Annotated in this window: 14 protein-coding genes; 8 read left to right on the forward strand and 6 right to left on the reverse strand. The window is 65.9% G+C overall.

The features are described from left to right. Positions 1-72: 72 nt before the first annotated feature. Positions 73-624 carry a 5-formyltetrahydrofolate cyclo-ligase gene (locus tag KTQ42_RS16505; protein WP_217346475.1) on the reverse strand — a complete coding sequence of 184 codons (552 nt, stop codon included), beginning with the start codon at positions 622-624 and terminating at the stop codon, positions 73-75. A 101-nt stretch (positions 625-725) separates the two neighbouring features. Here KTQ42_RS16505 and KTQ42_RS16510 point away from each other — a divergent pair, with 101 nt between their 5' ends. The 7 genes from KTQ42_RS16510 to KTQ42_RS16540 all read left to right on the forward strand — a co-directional run bounded on the left by KTQ42_RS16510 (position 726) and on the right by KTQ42_RS16540 (position 11,192). Beyond that, a complete protein-coding gene (locus KTQ42_RS16510) occupies positions 726-2,714 on the forward strand; it encodes a lytic transglycosylase domain-containing protein (RefSeq protein WP_217346476.1) in 1,989 nt (662 codons plus the stop codon). Continuing rightward, positions 2,714-3,682: a complex I NDUFA9 subunit family protein gene (locus tag KTQ42_RS16515; RefSeq protein WP_217346477.1), complete on the forward strand. Its 969-nt coding sequence runs from the start codon at positions 2,714-2,716 to the stop codon at positions 3,680-3,682. The genes KTQ42_RS16510 and KTQ42_RS16515 overlap by 1 nt, the downstream gene beginning before the upstream one ends. Before the next feature lie 78 nt (positions 3,683-3,760). Beyond that, positions 3,761-4,489, forward strand: a complete 729-nt coding sequence (locus KTQ42_RS16520; protein ID WP_217346478.1) for a glutathione S-transferase family protein — start codon at positions 3,761-3,763, stop codon at positions 4,487-4,489. Between the two features lie 12 nt (positions 4,490-4,501). Then, positions 4,502-5,758: a multifunctional CCA addition/repair protein gene (locus tag KTQ42_RS16525; protein WP_217346479.1), complete on the forward strand. Its 1,257-nt coding sequence runs from the start codon at positions 4,502-4,504 to the stop codon at positions 5,756-5,758. Between the two features lie 176 nt (positions 5,759-5,934). Then, the gene (locus KTQ42_RS16530; protein WP_217346480.1) at positions 5,935-6,615 is read left to right on the forward strand and encodes a GNAT family N-acetyltransferase; all 681 of its coding nucleotides are present in this window, start codon (positions 5,935-5,937) and stop codon (positions 6,613-6,615) included. Between the two features lie 349 nt (positions 6,616-6,964). Further along, entirely contained in the window at positions 6,965-7,198 is a 234-nt protein-coding gene (locus KTQ42_RS16535; protein WP_217346481.1) for a hypothetical protein, read from the forward strand. A gap of 409 nt (positions 7,199-7,607) precedes the next feature. Beyond that, on the forward strand, positions 7,608-11,192 hold the full coding sequence (locus KTQ42_RS16540) for an indolepyruvate ferredoxin oxidoreductase family protein (RefSeq protein ID WP_217346482.1): 3,585 nt from the start codon (positions 7,608-7,610) through the stop codon (positions 11,190-11,192). A gap of 769 nt (positions 11,193-11,961) precedes the next feature. Here KTQ42_RS16540 and KTQ42_RS16545 read toward each other — a convergent pair. From KTQ42_RS16545 to KTQ42_RS23995, 5 genes are all read right to left on the reverse strand, one after another. Further along, the gene (locus tag KTQ42_RS16545; RefSeq protein ID WP_217346483.1) at positions 11,962-12,222 is read right to left on the reverse strand and encodes a hypothetical protein; all 261 of its coding nucleotides are present in this window, start codon (positions 12,220-12,222) and stop codon (positions 11,962-11,964) included. Positions 12,223-12,349: 127 nt separating this feature from the next. Further along, positions 12,350-16,378 (reverse strand): translocation/assembly module TamB domain-containing protein, encoded by a 4,029-nt coding sequence (locus KTQ42_RS16550; RefSeq protein WP_217346484.1) that lies wholly within the window; start codon positions 16,376-16,378, stop codon positions 12,350-12,352. Further along, complete coding sequence (locus KTQ42_RS16555) at positions 16,378-18,177, reverse strand: autotransporter assembly complex family protein (protein WP_349292157.1); 1,800 nt, start codon at positions 18,175-18,177, stop codon at positions 16,378-16,380. The genes KTQ42_RS16550 and KTQ42_RS16555 overlap by 1 nt, the downstream gene beginning before the upstream one ends. Positions 18,178-18,497: 320 nt before the next feature. Continuing rightward, complete coding sequence (locus KTQ42_RS23990; RefSeq protein ID WP_249222792.1) at positions 18,498-18,698, reverse strand: hypothetical protein; 201 nt, start codon at positions 18,696-18,698, stop codon at positions 18,498-18,500. A 138-nt stretch (positions 18,699-18,836) separates the two neighbouring features. Then, positions 18,837-19,175 carry a hypothetical protein gene (locus tag KTQ42_RS23995; protein ID WP_249222793.1) on the reverse strand — a complete coding sequence of 113 codons (339 nt, stop codon included), beginning with the start codon at positions 19,173-19,175 and terminating at the stop codon, positions 18,837-18,839. Positions 19,176-19,296: 121 nt separating this feature from the next. On the opposite strand from KTQ42_RS23995, the gene KTQ42_RS24000 reads away from it, so the two are divergent. After that, on the forward strand, positions 19,297-19,764 hold the full coding sequence (locus tag KTQ42_RS24000) for a hypothetical protein (RefSeq protein ID WP_249222794.1): 468 nt from the start codon (positions 19,297-19,299) through the stop codon (positions 19,762-19,764). Positions 19,765-19,876: the final 112 nt, after the last annotated feature.

Genomic DNA, 19,876 nt, shown 5'->3' on the forward strand with positions numbered 1-19,876 from the left:
TAAATAACAGGATAAAATTCCGAGTATTAAGTCATTTATGAGTAATTCGGTTTTCAAGAGAATGAGTCGGGCTCAAGAAAGGCCTGCGTCGAATTCAGTAAAGACCAACTGCATGGTTATATCGTATTCATCCGAATTGAAGCATTGTTTTCCTGCGTCATAGGAGATACCAATCGCCCGCACCCCGGGCGTCGCCGCCAGCGTCCGATCGTAATACCCCCCGCCATACCCCAAGCGATAACCCGCTTCATTAAACCCAACGCAAGGCAGCAGCAGCAACGCCGGCTCAACCGGGCAATCGCGCCCCACCGGCGCCATCACCCCATGCGCATCCTTCACCAGCGCCTCCCCCGGCCGCCACGCATAAAACACCAGCGGCGCATCCCGCGCCACGACCACCGGTAACGCCAGCGTCACGCCCCGCGCCACCAACTCCGGGTACACCGGCGTCAGATCCGGCTCCCCCGCATGCGGCCAGTACACGCCAATCGACTTCACCGGATGCGCATCCAGCCACTCCAGCAGATGCCTGCGAATCGCCGCATCCCGCCATGCCTTTTCCTCCGGCGGCATGGCCTTTCTCGCCGCCAGCAATTCCTTCCTCAAGCGTTGCTTTTCGTTCATGTTGTAAGTAGTGTCCAGATGCAATTCCGGCGGCCAGCCGGGCGGGGGAGCGTGCTATTCTAGCCGCTCCCCAAAACGAGCAAGAATAAGGCAGCAATCTGATGTTTCCGATGAAATGGACCGCCGGGCTGGTGCTTGCCTGCGCGGTGTTCGGCACCCATGGCGCGCAGGCCCAGCAGCGCCAGCAAGCACAGCAGCAACGCCAGCAGCCACCACAGCCACAGCAGTTCGCCAGCGACGATGACATGTTCGCCGCGCTGCGCGAGGCGGCGCGGCGGGACGACGGGGCGAAGGCGTTCGAGCTGTCGTCGCGGCTGTCCAATTATGCGATTCCTTCCTATATCGAGTATTACCGCCTCAAGCCGCAGGTGAGAAACCTGCCGAATGCGGAAATCCGCGACTTCCTGAAGCGCCATGAAGGCAGCGCCATCGCCGACCGGCTGCGCAACGACTGGCTGCTGGAACTGGGCCGGGCGCGCGACTGGGCCACCTTCGACGAGCAGTATCCGCAGTTCGTGTTGGATGACGATACCCAGGTCAAGTGCTATGCGCTGATGTCGCGCATCGAGCGCGGCCACAATGTGGCGGCGGATGCCCGCGCGCTGCTGGTGTCGCCGCGGGATTATGGCGAGGCCTGCCCGGCGCTGGTGATGCGGCTGGCGGAAACCCGGCAGTTCAATGACGACGATGTCTGGGACCAGGTGCGGCTGGCGGCGGAATTCAATTTCCCCAACCTGATGCGCAAGCTCGCGCTGGCCACCGACGCGCCGGAAGGCCTGATCGCGCAGGCCTACGACAAGCCGGCATCCATCATCGCCAGAAGCGCCAGCGGCAGCCGTGCGCAGCATGAAGCCTTCCTGATCGCGGTCGGCCGGGTGGCGCGCAACAACCTGGAACAGGCCGGCGCCGAAGTGCTGGGCGCCTCGTCCTATCTGTCGCCGCGCGAGCTGGCCACCGGCTGGGCAATGGTGGCGATGCAGGCGGCGCAGAAGCTGCAGCCGGATGCGGTGGAATACTGGAAGAAAACCACCGGCGCGGCAATGTCGCTGGACGGCTACCAGTGGCGGGTGCGCAGTGCGCTGCGGGCAGGGAACTGGGCCATGGTCAGGAGCGGCATCGAAGCCATGCCGGCGGCGTTGAAGGACGACAGCCCCTGGGTCTACTGGCTGGGCCGCGCCTGCAAGGCGCAGGGGCAGCGGGAACAGGCCGATGCGCTGTTCAAGTCGATTGCCGCGGTCAATGGTTTCTACGGGCAGCTGGCACTGGAAGAGCTGGGCCAGAAGATCGCCATCCCGCCGCGCGCCGCCGCGCCCAGCGAGGAAGACATGGCGGCCATGTCGGCCAACCAGGGTTTCCGCCGCGCCTTCCGCTTCTTCGACATGAACATGCGTTTCGAAGGTTATCGCGAATGGAACTGGCAGCTGCGCAAGATGACCGAGCGCCAGCTGCTGGCCGCGGCCGAGTTTGCCCGTCGCAACAATGTGCTGGACCGCATGGTCAATACCTCCGACCGCACGAAGACCGAGTTTGACTTTACGCAGCGCTTTCCCTCGCCGCACCATGACATCATGCACCCTGCCACCCGCGACCTCGGCCTGGACAAGGCGTGGGTGTATGGCCTGATCCGGCAGGAATCGCGCTTCATCCAGACCGCGCGCTCGCATGTGGGCGCGTCCGGCCTGATGCAGCTGATGCCGGCCACGGCCAAGGAAGTGGCGCGCAGGATAGGCATGGCGGACTTCAGCCAGGCCCGCATCAACGAGATCGGCACCAACATCATGCTGGGCACGAACTACCTGTCCATGGTGCTGCAGTCGCTGGATGGCTCGCAGCCGCTGGCCACCGCCGCCTACAACGCTGGTCCGGGGCGGCCCAAGGCCTGGCGCTCGACGCTGACGCGGCCGGTGGAAGGCGCCATTTTCGCGGAGACCATCCCGTTCGCCGAAACCCGCGGCTATGTGAAGAACGTGATGTCGAACGCCACCTACTACGCGGCGCTGTTCGAGAATGCGCCGCAGTCGCTCAAGGCACGCATGGGCACCATTGCGCCGAAAGGCTATTCAGGCAGCGAAAACGGAGAACCCTTCTGATGGACATTCTGCGCGGACCCTATTGCAGCAACGTGCTGGTGCTGGGCGGCACCGGCTTCATCGGCAGCCGGCTGGTGGCGCAACTGGCCGCGCAGGGGCGCTGCGTCACGCTGCCAACCCGGCGGCTGGTGCATGCGCGCGAACTGATCACGCTGCCCAATGTGGAAGCGGTCGAGGCGGACGTGCATGACGAGGCCACGCTGGCGCGGCTGATGCAGGGCGTGGACGCGGTGATCAACCTGGTGGGCGTGCTGCATTCCCGGCGCGGGCCGGGCGGCTCAGAATATGGCCCCGACTTCGCCCGCGCCCATGTGGAGTTGCCGCGCAAGGTGGTGGCCGCCTGCGGCCGCGCCGGCGTGCGCCGCTATCTGCACATGAGCGCGCTGGGTGCGGCGGTCAACGGCCCGTCGATGTATCTGCGCTCCAAGGCGGCCGGCGAGACCGCGGCGCTGTCCGACCCGCGCATGGCGGTGACGATCTTCCGGCCATCGGTCGTGTTCGGCGAGGGCGACCAGTTCCTGAACATGTTCGCCCGGCTGCAGGCCCTGTTGCCGGTGATGGCGCTGGGCGGCGCTGACGCCCGTTTCCAGCCGGTGTATGTGGAAGACGTGGTGCAGGCCTTCGTCAATGCACTGGAAGACCGTGGCACCTTCGGCCAGGTGATCGAGCTGGTGGGACCCAAGGTCTACACCTTGCGCCAGCTGGTGCGGCTGGCCGGCCGCTACAGCGGCCATCAGCGGCCGGTAATCGGTTTGCCGCCGGCGCTGGCGCGGCTGCAGGCCTGGTTTCTGGAGCATGCGCCCGGCGGCCCGATCATGAGCCGCGACAATCTCGATTCGATGCGGGTCGACAATGTCGCCTCGCCCGGCACCACGCCGATGGCCACCGCGCCGGAAGACGTGGCGCCGTTCTACCTCGGCCCCCAGCCTTCGCCCACGGGCTACGACCATGTCCGGCGCCGTGGCTAGACGTGAGGGCGGCTGGCGGTAGCGCGGTCGCCTGCCTGCCATTGCGCCTTTCCCTATTCCCTGTTTCCCGGAATCCCCATGCAATCCACCATCCTCGACCCCACGCTGTCCGAAACCCTGGCCAGTGCTGAAAGCAACAGCTACAAGCTGGTGATCGCCAACAAGAACTACTCCTCCTGGTCGATGCGGCCGTGGGTGGTGATGACCGCCTTCGGCATTCCGTTCCAGGAAATCCGCATTCCGCTGGGGCAGCCGGAAACCGGCAACAAGATCGCGATGTATTCCACCTCCGGCCGCCTGCCGGTGCTGGTGACGCGGGAAACCTCGATCTGGGATTCGCTGGCCATCTGCGAATACCTGGCCGAGCAGTTCCAGGAAAAGAACATGTGGCCGCAGGACATGGTGGCGCGGGCGCTGGCGCGCAGCATCTGCGCCGAGATGCATTCCGGCTTCACGGGTCTGCGCAGTGCGATGCCCATGCATATCCGCGGCCGCTTTCCGGGCCATGGCCGCACGCCGGAAGCGCAGGGCGACATCGGCCGCATCTGCGAAATCTGGGAAACCTGCCTGGCCAATTTCGGCCATTACCAGTTCCTGTTCGGCGACTTCTCGATCGCCGACGCCTACTATGCGCCGGTGGTGACCCGCCTGCAGACCTATGGCGTCTTCCTCGCGCCGGCGCTGCAGGCCTATGCCGACCGGGTGCTGGCGCATCCGGCCGTGGCGCAATGGGTGCGCGAAGCCGAAGCCGAGACCGAGGTGATCGAGCGCTACGAACCCTGGCCCGACGACGCCGACGATGAATAACAGGCAGTGTGCATGAAAACCTTTGTCGTTGGCGGCGCGGTGCGCGACCGCCTGCTCGGATTGCCGGTACAGGACCGTGACCATGTGGTGATCGGCGCCACGCCCGAACAAATGCTGGCCCAGGGCTTTCGCCCGGTCGGCAAGGATTTTCCGGTGTTCCTGCATCCGCGCACCAGCGAGGAATATGCGCTGGCCCGCACCGAGCGCAAGACCGCGCCGGGCTACAAGGGCTTTCATTTCCATGCCGCGCCCGATGTGACGCTGGAAGAAGACCTGGTGCGCCGCGACCTGACCATCAATGCGATTGCCCAAACCGAGGACGGCACCCTGATCGATCCGTTCGGCGGCCAGCGCGACCTGGCTGCCCGCGTGTTTCGCCATGTGTCGGACGCCTTTGCCGAAGACCCGGTGCGCATCCTGCGCCTGGCGCGCTTCGCGGCCCGCTTTGCCGACTTCACGGTCGCGCCGGAAACCGGGGCGCTGATGCAGTCCATGGTGGCTGCCGGCGAGGTCGATGCGCTGGTGCCGGAACGGGTCTGGCAGGAACTGTCGCGCGGCCTGATGGAGCAACACCCTTCGCGCATGTTCGAGGTATTGCGGCAGTGCGGCGCGCTGGCCCGCCTGCTGCCCGAGCTGGATAGCCTGTGGAATGTGCCGCAGGTCCAGGCCACGCACCAGGCACGCGGCAGCGTCGGCATGCATGCGATGCGCGCGCTGGACATGGCGGCGCGGCTGGGGCGGCCGCTGCCGGTACGCTTTGCCGTGCCGATGCTGGACCTGGGCAGGGGCGCGCAGACGCCATCCGATGGCGCCCGCGAACATGCCGATGCGGCTAGGAGCGTGGCGCTGGCCGACGGCATCTGTCACCGGCTGAAGATCCCGAACGACTGCCGCGACCTGGCATTGATGTCCGCACGCGAGCAGGACACGGTGGCACAGGCGCTCGCACTGCGTGCCAATACCGTGGTCCGGCTGCTGGAGCGCTGCGACGCCTTCCGCAAGCCGCAGCGCTTCATCGACATGCTGGATGTGGCGGAATGCGTGCAGCGCGCCAGGGCTGGCAATGAAAGCCAGCCTTTCACGGAAAAATCCAGGCTGGAAGCTGCCTTGCATGCAGCGCGGGGAGTGGATGCTGGTGCGATAGCCGCATCAATCAGGGAACGCCATCCCGATCAACCGGCACAGATTCCTGGAGCGATACATGCGGCCAGAATTGCTGCAGTTGCAATATGCTTCCAGGAAACAACAGAGCCGCAAGATTTCCTGTGAGTAATTTGGCTTCTGCGTTATTCTTGCTTCCAATCTATTTCTTACCAAGAATCTCCCTCTGTAAGCCTTGAGTACCATCAAGCAAGCGTGTTTTAGAAACAGGATTCCAGCATTTTTCGCACAGTTGTCCTAAAATTGGTTGTGCGTTGCAGCATGCTGTGACTCCTGGAGCAATCATGAAACTATTAAGCAATGCCTTGTCCCGTTTGACCGAGCGCGAGCCTGAAGAGGGCCCGGAGAAGTTTCCGGTACGCGTGAAAGCCCTGGCCGAGCGTGACCGCCGTCGTCTGCTGATGCATTTCCTCGGTCTCAACGAATCGGATCGCCTGCTGCGCTTTGGCACCGTGCTTCCCGATGAGCTTGTCACCCGCTACGTGCAGATGCTCAATTTTTCGCGTGACACGGTGTTTGGCGTCTATGACAGCCGTTTCAAGCTGATGGGCGTGGGCCACCTGGCGTTCGCGCCGCGCGAGGCGCTGCCGGCGGTGCGCGACGCCACCACCAAGGAGCGGGTCGCCGAATTCGGCGTGTCGGTGTCGGCCGAGGCGCGTGGCATGGGCATCGGCAGCAAGCTGTTCCAGCGCGCCGCGATCCATTGCCGCAATGCCGATGTCGATACGCTCTACATGCACTGCCTGTCGTCGAACCGGGTGATGATGCACATTGCCAAGAAATCAGGCATGGATATCGAGCGCTCCTACGGTGAGGCGGATGCCTACCTGAAACTAGCGCCAGCCAGCCCGGCCACCGTGATGCAGGAAGCGGTGGAAGAGCAGGTGGCGATGCTGGATTACACCCTGAAAGCCAATGCCCGCATGGCCACCAAATGGCTGGCCAATCTGTCGCGGGATCATTGAAGCGCCGCGATTTCTGATTTTTTCTCCGTAACGCCGGCATGTCGCTCTAATGCGCTTGCCGGCGTTGCTGTATGCAACGCTGGATCATGTGGCGCCGTCCAAATCGTCCTGGGCGCTGCGCCTGCAGCTCGTCGCCATGCTTTTTGCCCCGACATATCACCGCACCTCTTTGCTCCGGTTTCTCCCTGGCCAGCCAGGCCGGACGCGCTTCAGCCACGACTGACTGTCCCTAACGGCCAGATGAACCGATAGGGCGCCGCACACACCCACTTGATGTTGCGTCCGGGCGCTCCTGATATCCAGGCACGCGTCTATCGAACTGCAATATCGGTCAACCATGGAGAACGAAATGAAGAATGACTTCAAAAGCGACGTCCCGAAAGCGGCGATTGAACTCGGGCCTGATGATTTGCAGGCAATTTCCGGCGGCATTTCAGACGAGACCAAAAAAATCCTCGACAATCTCAAGAACGAGATGCTGCGCAAGGCGGCCAGAGCCGCTCGTGAAGGGCGCTCGGACGCGGCGGATGCCTACTCCGATGCCTTGGAGAGTATCGCCAGACAGGAAGATGGCGAGTCATGACGTCCTGACGAATGCCTGGCAACCGGTCTCCGGTGGATTTCTCCGACTTGCCTGATGGGTAGGGCGACGGGGCCGGCGCCAATATCCCCGGCTGACAAATCGCAAACCGCCACTGGCAGGCATCCCTATCATGCCTCCCAGCAGTTCTTTTCAACACGCCACGTTGGATTTAATACGCCATCCATGCCAGACTGTCGGGCTTGCCGGCATGGCTGCTCAATGGCTGGCTGCCGCGTACGGAACACGCGCCTGTTGATCAAAAACGCCTTGCTGTAGTTCGATTAACGCCCCAAATGGGCGATATGTTAATGTTGCTCTAAAATGGTCGCTCTGATGGTCCGCCCACAAGGTGGGTTGTCGGCCGCGAGACGTCGCACCCCAAAGACACAATTTTTGGCTTGGAGACAGAATGAATGCACCCCTTCCTGCGGATCGGCAATCGCCGGCCGCCGATATTTCCCTGGATGACAAATACACGCTGGAACGCGGCCGGGCCTTTATCACTGGCACCCAGGCGCTGATCCGGCTGCCGATGCAGCAGCGCATTCGCGATGCGCGGGCCGGCCTCAACACCGCCGGCTTCATTACCGGCTACCGCGGCTCGCCCCTGGGCAGCGTGGATCAGACCGCGATGAAGGCGAAGAAGTACCTGGAAGCCCAGCATGTGCGCTTTCATCCCGGCGTGAATGAAGACCTGGCCGCCACCAGCATCTGGGGCACCCAGCAGGTCAACCTGTTCGAGGGCGCCCTGTATGACGGGGTGTTCGGCATGTGGTACGGCAAGGGGCCGGGCGTGGACCGCTGCGGCGACGTCTTCAAGCATGCCAACATGGCCGGCACCAGCCGCCACGGCGGCGTGCTGGTGCTGGTCGGCGACGACCATGCGGCCAAATCCTCCACCACTGCGCACCAGAGCGAGCACATCCTGAAGGCCTGCGGCATACCGGTGCTGTATCCGTCCTCGGTGCAGGAATACCTGGACTACGGCCTGCATGGCTGGGCGATGAGCCGCTACACCGGGCTGTGGGTGTCGATGAAGTGCGTGACCGACATCGTCGAGTCGGGCGCCGCGGTGGACCTGGACCCGGACCGGGTGCAGATCGTGCTGCCGGAAGACTTCGACTTGCCGCCCGGCGGCCTGAACATCCGCTGGCCGGATGCCGTGCTGGAGCAGGAAGCGCGGATGAACAATTACAAATGGTATGCGGCCCTGGCCTATGCCCGGGTGAACAAGCTTAACCGCATCATCTGGGATAGCCCGCGGGCGAAGATCGGCATCATCACCGCCGGCAAGTCCTATCTCGACACCCGCCAGGCGCTGGCCGACCTCGGCATCGACGAGCAGGTGGCGCGCGACATCGGCATCCGGCTTTTCAAGGTCGGCATGACCTGGCCGCTGGAAGCCGAAGGCGTACGCGAATTCGCGCAGGGGCTGGAGGAAATCCTGGTGGTCGAGGAAAAGCGCCAGATCCTGGAATATGCGCTGAAGGAGGAGTTGTACAACTGGCGCGACGATGTGCGTCCGCGGGTGGTCGGCAAGTTCGACGACACCGGCGAATGGAGCAGCAACCATCACGAAGGCCACGGCAACTGGCTGCTGCCGGCAACTTACGAATTGAATCCGGCGCAGATTGCCAGGGCGATTGCCAGCCGGGTGTCGCGCTATTTCGCCGGCCATCCGATCGAGGCCAAGGTCAGGGAACGCATCGCCTTCCTGGAAGCGAAGGAAGCGGTGCTGAAGGTGAGCGCGCCCGATCCGTCCAAGGACCGCATACCGCATTTCTGCTCGGGCTGTCCGCATAACACTTCGACCAAGGTGCCGGAAGGCAGCCGCGCGCTGGCCGGCATCGGCTGCCATTACATGGCGCTGTGGATGGACCGCGAGACCGCCACCTTCACCCACATGGGCGCGGAGGGCGCCACCTGGATCGGCGCGGCGCCCTTCACCAGCGAAAAGCATGTGTTCGCCAACCTGGGCGACGGCACCTATTTCCACTCGGGCCTCTTGGCGATCCGGGCGGCGGTGGCCGGCAAGGTCAACATCACCTACAAGATCCTGTACAACGACGCCGTGGCCATGACCGGCGGCCAGAATGTGGACGGCCCGCTCGACCCGGCGATGATCTCGCGCCAGATCGCGGCCGAAGGCGTCTCGCCCATCATCGTGGTGACCGACGACCCGGAAAAATACCCGGCCGCGATCGACTGGGCGCCGGGCGTGACGATACGGCATCGCAGCGAGCTCGACGCGGTGCAGCGCGAACTGCGCGACAAGCCGGGCGTGTCGGCGATGATCTATGACCAGACCTGCGCCTCGGAAAAGCGCCGGCGCCGCAAGCGCAACGAGTATCCGGACCCGGCCAAGCGGGTGGTGATCAACGAGGCGGTCTGCGAGGGCTGCGGCGACTGCAGCGTGCAGTCCAACTGCCTGTCGGTCGAGCCGCTGGAAACCGAGTTCGGCCGCAAGCGCCAGATCAACCAGTCGTCCTGCAACAAGGATTATTCCTGCGTCAACGGCTTCTGCCCGAGCTTCGTGACGGTGGAAGGCGGCAAGCTGAAGAAGCCGAAGAAGGCGGTTGCCGAACCGGCCAAGGCGGCAGCACCGGCGCAGGATAGCCTGCCATACCCGACGCTGCCGGAGACGCGCGAGCCTTATGGCGTCCTGGTGACCGGCATTGGCGGCACCGGCGTGGTGACCGTCGGCCAGATCCTGGCGATGGCCGCGCATGTGGAGGGCAAGGGCTGCTCCGTGCTGGACATGAGCGGCCTGGCGCAGAAGGGCGGGCCGGTGCTGTCGCATGTGCGCCTGGCCGATAATCCCGACCAGTTGTTCTCGACCCGGGTGGGTACCGGCGCGGCGGACCTGGTGATCGGCTGCGATGAAATCGTCACTGCCGGCCGCGACGCGCTGTCGCGCATGGGCGAGGGCAGGACGCATGCGGTGATCAACGCCACCGGCACGCCGACTGCCGCCTTCGTGCGCAATCCCGACTGGCAGTTCCCGGAGGCAGGCGCGCAGCAGGACATCCAGCGCGCCTGCGGCGCCGGTCGCGCCGAGTTCGTCGACGCCGGCCGCATCGCCACCGCGCTGATGGGCGACTCGATCGCCACCAACCTGTTCATGCTGGGTTATGCCTGGCAAAAGGGCTGGGTGCCGCTGGCGGAGGCCTCGATTCTGAAGGCGATCGCGTTGAACGGCGTGTCGGTAGACTTCAATACCCAGGCCTTTGTCTGGGGCCGCACTGCCGCGCATGACCTGGCGTCGGTGGAAAAGCTGGCGCGTGCCAGCGCCCCGGCGCAGGTGATCGAGTTCAAGCGCTCACCTGCGCTGGACGACGTGATCGCCCGCCGCGTCGCCTTCCTGACCGGTTACCAGGATGCCGCCTATGCCCGCCAGTACAGCGACTTCGTTGGGCAGGTGCGGCAGGCCGAGAGCGCGGTGGTGGAAGCCGGCAAACCCCTGCGGCTGACCGAGACGGTGGCGCGCTACTACTTCAAGCTGATGGCCTACAAGGACGAGTATGAAGTGGCACGGCTACATGCCGACCCGGCATTCGCCGCCAAGATCGCCGGCATGTTCGAGGGCGACTACAAGGTGAAATTCCACATGGCGCCGCCGCTGCTGGCCAAGCGCGACCACCAGGGCCACCTGGTCAAGCGTGAATTCGGCCCGTGGATGATGAGCGCCTTCCGGCTGCTGTCCAGGCTGCGCGGCCTGCGCGGCAGCGCGCTGGACGTGTTCGGCTACACCGCCGAGCGCCGCACGGAGCGGGCGCTGATTGCGCATTACCGCGACACGCTGGCCTCGCTGTTGCCACGCTTGTCTGCCGCGAACCTGCCGCAGGTGATTGCGCTGGCGGCGATTCCGGAGGATATCCGGGGTTATGGTCATGTGAAGGAGCGGCATCTGAAGGCGGCGCGGGAGAAGGAAGCGGCGCTGCTGGCTGAGCTGAAGGCAGCACCGCAGGCGGCTGGGGTGTTGCACGCGGCCTGACGGGGAAGGCGGTAGGCGTGCGCGGCCTGGGGTGCGATGGCCTGTGTCGGTTCAATGGGGCGGCGGGTAGTGGGCAGTGTAGTTGCAGTTGCAGTTGCTCGCAGCGCCAGTTGCCGCTGCTTTTGAAGTGCCTGTTGCAGTTGCAGTTGCAGTTGTTGTTGTTGTTGTTGCAGTGAAATCCCGTTGAGCGCGCCGTGGCAGCGGTGCCCGGAGCGGATAAGGTGCGGCGTCTGTCTGAGCGCAGCGCAGCGAGTTTAGCCGCGCCCCGCTCCGGGTACCGCTGCCACGGGCACCCCGCGCAGCGGGGCGCGATCGTCGGGGCCATCTTTTTTGCTTACTTTTTTGGCGGAGCAAAAAAAGTGACCCGGCCGCCGGGACGGACTCCCGGCTTGTCTCCACGGCAGTGCAACCGCCTTGCGTCACCCGGCAAGGCACGGGCAGCACTGTCGTCGTTGCTTTTGACTTTGGTCGATACACTGCAAACGTCAAAAGCAACTGCTGCTTCGCAGTGACGTCCTTACGCCTGATAAAACAACACGAATACACTGCCGTCATGACCAAGCCGGGTGTTCGCCCCGGCAGGCGACCTACTTCTTTTGCTTCGCCAAAAGAAGTAGGCAAGAAAAGGCGACCCGGTGATCGCGCCCCGCTGCGCGGGGTTCCCGTGCCGGCGACGCCTGAAGCGGGGCGCGGCTAAACTCGCTACGCTGCGCTTCGCTCAGACAGACGCCGCACCTTATCCGCTTCAGGCATCGCCGCCACGGCGCGCTCAACGGGACTTCACTGCAACAACAACTGCAACTGCAACAACAACTGCAACTGCAACTGCAACTGCAACTGCAACTGCAACTGCAACTGCAACTGCAACTGCAACTGCAACTGCAACTGCAACTGCAACTGCAACTGCAACTGCAACTGCAACTGCAACTGCAACTGCAACTGCAACTGCAACGTCGCGGAACGCATTTCCCAAATCGCATTTCACCCGACCATCGATGTCGCAGGCCTCACTCTTGGTTTCCCGGTCCACGGTGCAATTCACTTCGGGGATTGCACCCTACGGATCTGTGGATTTTGGTCGCCATGTCGCCTCAGCGCCCCGCAGCCTGCGGTTGCGCCGGCAACCCCGCCAACCCCGCCAACCCCGCCAGCCCCCGCTAGCGCTGGCTCCTGATCTCGCCGAACTTGTCGAACCGCCTGGTATAGGAGAGATCCAGCCCGGCTACCTGGCCGCCGCGCAGCACCACAGCCCAGCTGCGGCTGAGCTGGTAGGTCAGCTTCAGCACGCTGGCCGCGCCGGCCAGGCTCTGCTCATAGCCAATGGCCAGCCGCTCGCTGATGTTCTTGCCCAGACTGACCACCTGCTCGCTCCCCATGCCATAAGCGCTCTTGCCGAAGGACAGTTCATCCAGGCCGATGCGCTTGGCTACCTTGTCTCCGCCCAGCTTGTTGAGCAGGCCGGTGGCCGCGCTGCGGGCCGCGGTCTGCGCATTGGTGCCGGCGCCGCCGCTGCCGCCGTGGCCAAATACCAGCCAGGACAGCTTTTCCTCGTCCGCCACATTCGGCTCCGATACCAGCTGCACCCGCGGCTGCTGCACCGTGCCGGTCACCTGCACGCCGGCGGCGACTTCCTGGCGGCGGCGCATGGCCAGGATGTTGATGTTGGGATTGGTCAGCGGGCCGGTAAAGTTGAGCAGGCCGCGCTCGATGTCCAACACCGCGCCAAAGGCTTCGTACTTGCCCTCGGGGATGCGGATGGTGCCATAGGCCGCCAGCGGCTGGCTGGGGCCGGTGCGCACCGACAGCGCGCCGTCCAGCCGCAGGTCGGCGCCGGAACCCTTGAAGCGGAAGTTCTCGCCCAGGTCCACCTGCACGTCGACCACCGGCGAGAACGGGCTGGACGGCTTTTCCGCCGGGCTGGCGCGGCTGCCTTGGGTGCTGGGTTTGGCGCCGTTGCGGTAGACCACCACGTCCTCATCCAGCTTGGGCGCGCTCTTCTCCGGCAGGTTGAACAGCGCGCGATCGACCCTGAACTTGCCGGTGGCCTGGAGCTGCCGGCCGACGTTTTCCAGCTTGGCCTGGCCCGACAGCGTGAGCTGCGCCGACGGGTCGGCCAGCAGCTGCAGCTTCTCGGCCACCACGGTGGCGGTGATGTCGGTACTGGCCTGGTCCAGCGGGATGCGGCCGGTGGCGCGCAGCACGCCGTCGCCGCCGCGAAACACCACTTCGCGCAGTTCGGCGACATTGTTGGCCAGGACAATTTTCGCCACGCCATCGCGCAGGCGCACGCCCTGGTCGTACAGGGTCAGCGCCAGCTGGCTGCCATTGATTTCGCCCGACAGCACCGGCGCGCCCAGCGTGCCGCCGGCATTGACGTTGGCCGCCAGCTTGCCGTCCAGCGCGATGCGCGGCCCGGTCAGTGCGCCCAGCGTGGACAGTTGCGGGAAAGCGGCATTGAGGCGCATCGACAGCGGCGAGTCCGGACCGACGGTCAGGCGCGCGCCGTCCGGCTGCAGGCCGATCTGGCCCTGCGCGCCGGCATTGCCGAAGCGCCCAGTGTCGAGCGCGGCATTGATGCGCAGCGCGGCGCCGGCGAAGTCGCCGCGCAGTTTCAGCTGGCGCAGGCCCAGCGCGGTGTTGCGCGCCGCCGCCGGCAGTTGCAGGTCGCCGCTCCTGCGCTCGACCTGCAGGAAGCCGGAAGCGCTGTCGGCCAGCGTGAAGTTCCAGGCCGCGTCCAGCACCAGGTCGGTCTTGACCGGCGGTTCGCTGCCTGTCACCTGCTTCCACAGCGTGAGCAGATGGCCCATGTCGAGCGCGCTGATCGTGCCCTGCGAGCGCAGCGGGCCGTCGCTGCGGAAGTCCAGGCTGTCCAGGCTGACGAGGGCCTTCTCGATGTCGATGCGGGTCGCGCCCAGCGTCACCTGGCCGGGACTGGCGCGCAGCGCCAGCGGCTGCTTCATCGAGATGCGCGGCACGCCACGGTTTTCCAGGGTGCGTACCGTGCCTTCCCAGCCCAGCCCGGCCTTTTCCTGGCGCAGCGCGCCATTGGCCGCCAGCGTCACGGCGGCGGCGCTGCCGTTGACGCGGCCGTCGGCCTGCAGGCGGATCGCATGGGTGGCATAGGTGCCGTCGATGTCGCCGTCCAGGCGGTCGAGCTGCACCGCGCCGGCGCGCACGCCCTGGCCATTCAGCGCCAGCTTGACCCTGGCATCCGGATCCTCGCCGGGCACGCCGCGCATGTCGGCGCGGCCGGTGAGCTGGGCCAGCCGGTATTGGCCGAAGGCCAGTTGCCTGGCCTGCAGATCGGCCTGCACGGTGGGCCGCTGCAGCGTGCCGGCCAGGGTGCCCTGCGCATTGAGCAGGCCGGCCAGGCCAAAGCCCAGCCGCTCCAGCGCCGGCGCATCGATCGCGAACGCAAGCTGCTTGCCGGGCGCGCCGAAGCCGCCCTTGGCGCTGACCCGGTTGCCCGCCACCAGCAGCTGCACGTCGGCCGCCGGCAGCTGCTTGCCGGCCAGCTGCAGGGTGCCGCCGCCGCTCATGGGCAGCTTGTCGTAGCTGCTGTCTTGGATGTCGAAGCGCAGGTTGGCCAGCAGTTCCGGCTGCAGCCTTCCTTCGGCGGTGAAGCGCATGTTGATGTCGGCCTGCGGGATGCGCGCCGGCTTTTTCGTCGCGGCGCCCCTGGCCGGCGGCGGCTGCACGGCGGCCAGGAAAGCGGCCGGATCGAACCTGGACAGCGTGCCCTGCACGGCATAGGCGGCGGCTTCGTCGCGACCCAGGGTGCCGCTGGCTTCCAGCCGCGCCGCGCCGGCGCCGAGACGGGCGCTGCGCAACGCCACCTGTTGCGGCGTGATGCTGGCGTCGGCATGGACCAGGAAGGGCGCGCCTTCCAGTTCCAGGTTCACCTGCTGGTTCTCGCCGGCCAAGGCTACCTTCAGCGGGCCGTTGAGCCGGGTCGGCCGCACCGCGCGGTGCAGCGCATGCAGGTCGAGGTTCTGCGCCTGCAGCGTGAATTCCCCGTTGCCGCCGGCGCGCAGTTCGCCGCCGCCAACCAGACGCGCGCCGCCGGGCAGCGCCGCTTCCAGCCCGGTGAGCTGCTGCGCCTCGGCGGTCAGGCTGGCATCGGCCTTCAATGACGCCAGCGGCAGCAGTTGCTGATCAATCGGGCCGGGCTTCGCATTGGTGATCGTGATCGGGCCGGCGACCCGCAGTTGCGACAGGTCGGGCGTGGCCGCGCCAGCCACGCCTGATGTGGCGACCGGCGCGATGTCGGCATCGATGCGCAGGTCGGCCTGCGGCGCGGTCTCGCTGAACAGGCGCAGGTCCAGATGCTCGACCGCGACCCTGGCGCGGCTGAAGGGAATCGGCGCAAACGGCGTTGCCTCGATGCGTGCCTCGCCGCGCAGCGCGCCGCCGCCGCTGGCCTTCAACGCCACGGCCGGTGCTTGCAGCGTGCCGTCCAGCGTGGTGTCGAGTCGGTAGTCATGCTTTTGCCAGGCGCCGTCGAGGCTGGCGCTGCCGTTGAGTGGAAACGGCGCGTCGCCGGCCAAGTCCAGCGCCGCCCGCGCCGCGCCCCAGGGCGTGCCCAGCTTTTCCAGCGTCAGGCTGTGATGCACCCGGTCGGAGCCGGCGCGCAGCAGTAGGTCGGTGAGCGTGGTGGTGGCCTCGCCCTGGTGGATGGCCACCTCGCCGATGGCAAGCTTTTGCAGATCGATTTCCAGCGGCAGATGGATCCTGGCCGGCAGCCTGGCCGGCTCGGACGGTTCCTTCGACGGACGGACCGTGACGTCGACCTTGCCCAGCTCCAGCGCGGCGATGGTCAGCTTGCGCGGCGACAGCTGCCAGCGGCCATGCACCCGGTCGACCGTGACCGTGGTGGTCTGGTTGCCCCAGCGGACATCGCGCAGGTCCAGGCCGTGCGCCAGGCTGCCGCCGACGATCTCGCCCGACAGTGCGCCGGCCAGCGCGCGCGTTGCCAGCTTCCAGCTGTTGCGCGCGCCCCAGTCGGTAAACACCAGGCTGACCGCGGCGCCGGCCAGCAGCAGGACCAGCAGGAGCAGGCCGATTGCCAGCCGCGCCGGCCAGCGGCGCCTGCGTGCCGGCTTGTTGCCCGGCTTGCTGTCCGGGGCCTTGCTGCCCGCTCCTGCGGCGGGCGCGGCCGTCTGGCCGTCGATCTCGGGCGTCGCCATCAGAACGCCACGCCCAGGGAGAGATGGGGCTGGAAGCTGCGGTTGCGTATGCCGTAGCCGACATCCACATTCACCGGGCCGACCGGGCTGCGGTAGCGCGCGCCCACGCCCACGCCCTGGAACAGTTCCCTGTCGCCCCAGCTGTCAGTGGCGCTGCCAACGTCGTAGAACACGGCGCCGCCCCAGGTGGCATTGAACCAGCGCTGGTATTCCACGCCGGCCACCGCCAGGTAGCGGGTCGGATAGACGGTGCTGCCCTCGACATTGCCGATGCTCTGGAAGTCATAGCCGCGCACCGACTCGGTGCCGCCGGCGCGAAACAAGAGCGAGGCCGGCACCGCGGCATTGCCGCCCTTGGAAATGACGGCGCCGAGTTCGCCGCGCACCAGCACCAGGTCGCGCTGGCCAACCGGCCAGTAGCGGCGCAGCTTGCCGTAGGCGCGGAAGAAGGTCTGGTCGGTCAGCAGGCCCTTGAGCGCCACGCCCAGCTCCACCGAGGCGATATAGCCCTTGCGCGGAAACAGCGGGTCGTCGACCTGGCGGCGGGTGCGCGCAAAGCCCGCCACCAGCGCCTGGTGGCTGCCTTCGGGCGTGATCACGTTGGCCGGCAGGTCGGCGCCGTCGATCCGGGTCAGCTGGTCGCGGTAGTACTGGACCGTGTAGGCATAGTCGTCGGTGTCGGTGCTGCGGGCGCGGCGCACGCCGGCGCGGCGGCTGCGCAGGTCCACGCCTTCCAGCGTGGTGCGCTCGATCGAGGCATTGACGCTATTGACCCAGGCGCCGCCGTCGGGCGGCATGGCAAGGTCGAGCTTGCCGCTCTGGCGTTTCTGTTCCACCCGGGCCTGGCCATCGAATACCCAGGCACGTCCGAACACATTGTTGTGGCTGTAGCGGCCCTCGACACGGGCGCCGGTGTCGGTGGCGTAACCCACCCCGGAGCGGATGCGCTGGGTCGGGTATTCGGTGACCTTCACATCCACCGGCGCCAGCGTGGGGTCGGCGGCGTCGCGCGCCACATCCACCACGATGTTGCTGAAATAGGGCGTGCGCTGCACCGCGCGCTGCAGGGACAGCAGCCGGCCGGCGTCGTACTCCTCGCCGGGTTTCAGGGGATTGACGTTGCGGATGATGCTTTCCGGATAGCGCTCGGTGCCGCTGATGCGCAGACCGCCCAGCGTAAACAGCGGGCCGCTCTGGTAGTCGACGGCCAGTTCGGCTTCATTGCGGTCGGCATCGATGGCGGCATTCGAGCTGGCGATGCTGGCGGCCGGGTAGCGCCGTTCCTGCAACAGCCGCAGGCCGGCTTCCTTGGCATTGGCCCAGTCTTCCTGGCGGAACGGCGCGCCGGCTTTCAGCGGCCACTCGTCCACCACCCGCGCCACCTGCTGCGGCGCCTGCTGGCTGGCCGGGCCGCTGACCCTTACGTCTGCTTTGGTCACGCTGGTGCGCGGCCCGGCCTCGACATTGATGCGCACCACCGGCGGTTCGACGCTGTTATCGATCTTCACGGTCGACACCGGCGAGAAATAGCCTTCGGTAGCGGCCAGCTCGCCCACCTGCTCGGACGCGGTTTCCACCATGAACCTGAGCTGGTCGGCATTGATGTCCTCGCGCTCGCGGTAGCGCATCAGGTCCAGGTGCTGGGTCAGCAGTTCGCGCAGGACTTTCGGCGCTTCCAGTTCGACCTTGTAGGCAGCGCTGGCCGGCGCGGCGGCCAGCAGCAGCGCCAGACAGCCGGACCACAGGACAAGGGGTTTCAAAAACAGGCCATGCCGGTGCGGCGGGTTGAGCTTCTTCAATCAGTCCTCTTGGCGATGCAGTCCGGCCGTGACGGCCTGGGGCGGTGGGATCGCGCGGCGCAAGGCCGGCAAACTATATGGTGTCAGGCGGCAGTGGCGGGTTCAATCGGATGCGCACGCAATGCCAGGCGGTAATCATGCCTGATTACAGCAGAGAAGGAGAAGAAGGGTTTTGCTTGCAATCAGCGGATGGGGCGAAGGCGGTGCCGGCAGGAAATTCCGGTGCTGTAATGACTCGTCCTGCGAGGCGTTTGATGGGACTGGGTCACAGCCGGGTCACAGCGAGGTCACAACCCGGTGAAACTTCATTGCGGCTCAGATCAGTTGTAGAGCAGCGGCAGATGCCTGCCATCGCTTTCCACCACCAGGCCTTCGCGGGTCTTTGCCACCAGCACGCGGCCGTGGTCGGGCACCTCAACCACCGCCTTGCCGGAATCGGACAGGGCCATCGCAAGATGCAGGTGGCCATGCAGCAAGTGATAACCAGCGTTGTCCTGAATGATCAGAATGTCGGGCGTCATGTCGTGGTGCTCCTTGTGGAAGAACGGACTGGGGCGGCAGAGACTGGTGCGGCGAACGAACAGCATAGACAATTTTATTGACTTCGCAATGCCAGTTCGACCACGGAACGCCGCCGTTCCCCATGCCGGCGGCGTGCCTCATTGCTGCGGTGCCAAGGCTTGCCCGGGCCGGCGGTGCAGGGCATCCACCGGCAGCAGCAGGAACAGTTCGGCGCAGTGGTAATCGGGGTCCCAGGCCGGTTCGCCGCCTATCCAGGCACCGCCGCGCAGATAGGCTTCCAGCATCGGCGGCACGCTGGGCGCATGGCCGGGCTCGCATTTGTGCAGCACGAATGGCTGGCGCGGCGCCACCCGGTATTCCAGCGGCGCAAGGTGGGTCTGCGCCAGGCGCTGGTACAGGGCGGTGGCGTTGTAGCCGCCGTCGGCCAGGCTGAGCGATACGCTGCCGGCCAGATACTGGCAGCCGTCGCGCTTCATCAGAGCGCTTTGGGCCTGACTGGCTTAGGCGAGACCGAGGCAAATTGGCTCCGGAACAAGGCGTGGCGATGAGTCGTAGCGGGGCTACGGCGAAGAGCCGCAACGCAGTGCCGGGGGCAATTTGGCCGGTATCGACAAGCCAGTCAGGCCCAAAGCGCTCTATTGCCCGCAGGCCGGCCCACAGCATCATCAGCACGCCACTGCCGTGATAGTCGGGGTCGACGCAGGCGCGGCCGGCTTCCATCATGCAGCTGCGCAAGTGCTGCAGACGGTCGAGGTCGAACCGTTGCTCCGCAGGCAGGCTGCCGCAGCGCGCCGCCGCGCGCGGGCCGAGCACGCGGTAGCTGCCCACCACCTTCAGGGTGCGGCGGTCGCGCGCGATCAGGTGGTCGCAGTACGGGTCGAGCGCATCCTCGTCCAGGCTGTGCTGCGCGGAAGGCAGGTCCATGCCCATCGCATGCGCCAGCGCCTTGCAGCGCAGGCGCTGCACTTCGCGGATATCCTCCGGCGTGGAAGCGACCGACAGGGCAATCCGGGAAAAGCGGGCATCGGGACGGGTGGCGGTGGCGGACAAGCGCATGGCTGGTGATCGGCTGTTTTGACCAGCGCATCCTAGCCAGGGTTTGCTACGCCGGCATGACAGCGCGGCTTCAGCAGGATGACATCCGACGGAAGAAGATTCCATGGCCAGTTTTGCCACG

The organism is Noviherbaspirillum sp. L7-7A, from assembly GCF_019052805.1.
In the GTDB taxonomy this organism is placed as follows: Bacteria; Pseudomonadota; Gammaproteobacteria; order Burkholderiales; family Burkholderiaceae_D; genus Noviherbaspirillum_A.

Bases quoted from the DNA above. Each gene is read 5' to 3' on its own strand.
- KTQ42_RS16505 (WP_217346475.1), bottom strand. From the start codon at position 624: ATGAACGAAAAGCAACGCTTGAGGAAGGAATTGCTGGCGGCGAGAAAG.
- KTQ42_RS16510 (WP_217346476.1), top strand. From the start codon at position 726: ATGTTTCCGATGAAATGGACCGCCGGGCTGGTGCTTGCCTGCGCGGTG.
- KTQ42_RS16515 (WP_217346477.1), top strand. From the start codon at position 2,714: ATGGACATTCTGCGCGGACCCTATTGCAGCAACGTGCTGGTGCTGGGC.
- KTQ42_RS16520 (WP_217346478.1), top strand. From the start codon at position 3,761: ATGCAATCCACCATCCTCGACCCCACGCTGTCCGAAACCCTGGCCAGT.
- KTQ42_RS16525 (WP_217346479.1), top strand. From the start codon at position 4,502: ATGAAAACCTTTGTCGTTGGCGGCGCGGTGCGCGACCGCCTGCTCGGA.
- KTQ42_RS16530 (WP_217346480.1), top strand. From the start codon at position 5,935: ATGAAACTATTAAGCAATGCCTTGTCCCGTTTGACCGAGCGCGAGCCT.
- KTQ42_RS16535 (WP_217346481.1), top strand. From the start codon at position 6,965: ATGAAGAATGACTTCAAAAGCGACGTCCCGAAAGCGGCGATTGAACTC.
- KTQ42_RS16540 (WP_217346482.1), top strand. From the start codon at position 7,608: ATGAATGCACCCCTTCCTGCGGATCGGCAATCGCCGGCCGCCGATATT.
- KTQ42_RS16550 (WP_217346484.1), bottom strand. From the start codon at position 16,378: ATGGCGACGCCCGAGATCGACGGCCAGACGGCCGCGCCCGCCGCAGGA.
- KTQ42_RS23990 (WP_249222792.1), bottom strand. From the start codon at position 18,698: ATGACGCCCGACATTCTGATCATTCAGGACAACGCTGGTTATCACTTG.
- KTQ42_RS23995 (WP_249222793.1), bottom strand. From the start codon at position 19,175: ATGAAGCGCGACGGCTGCCAGTATCTGGCCGGCAGCGTATCGCTCAGC.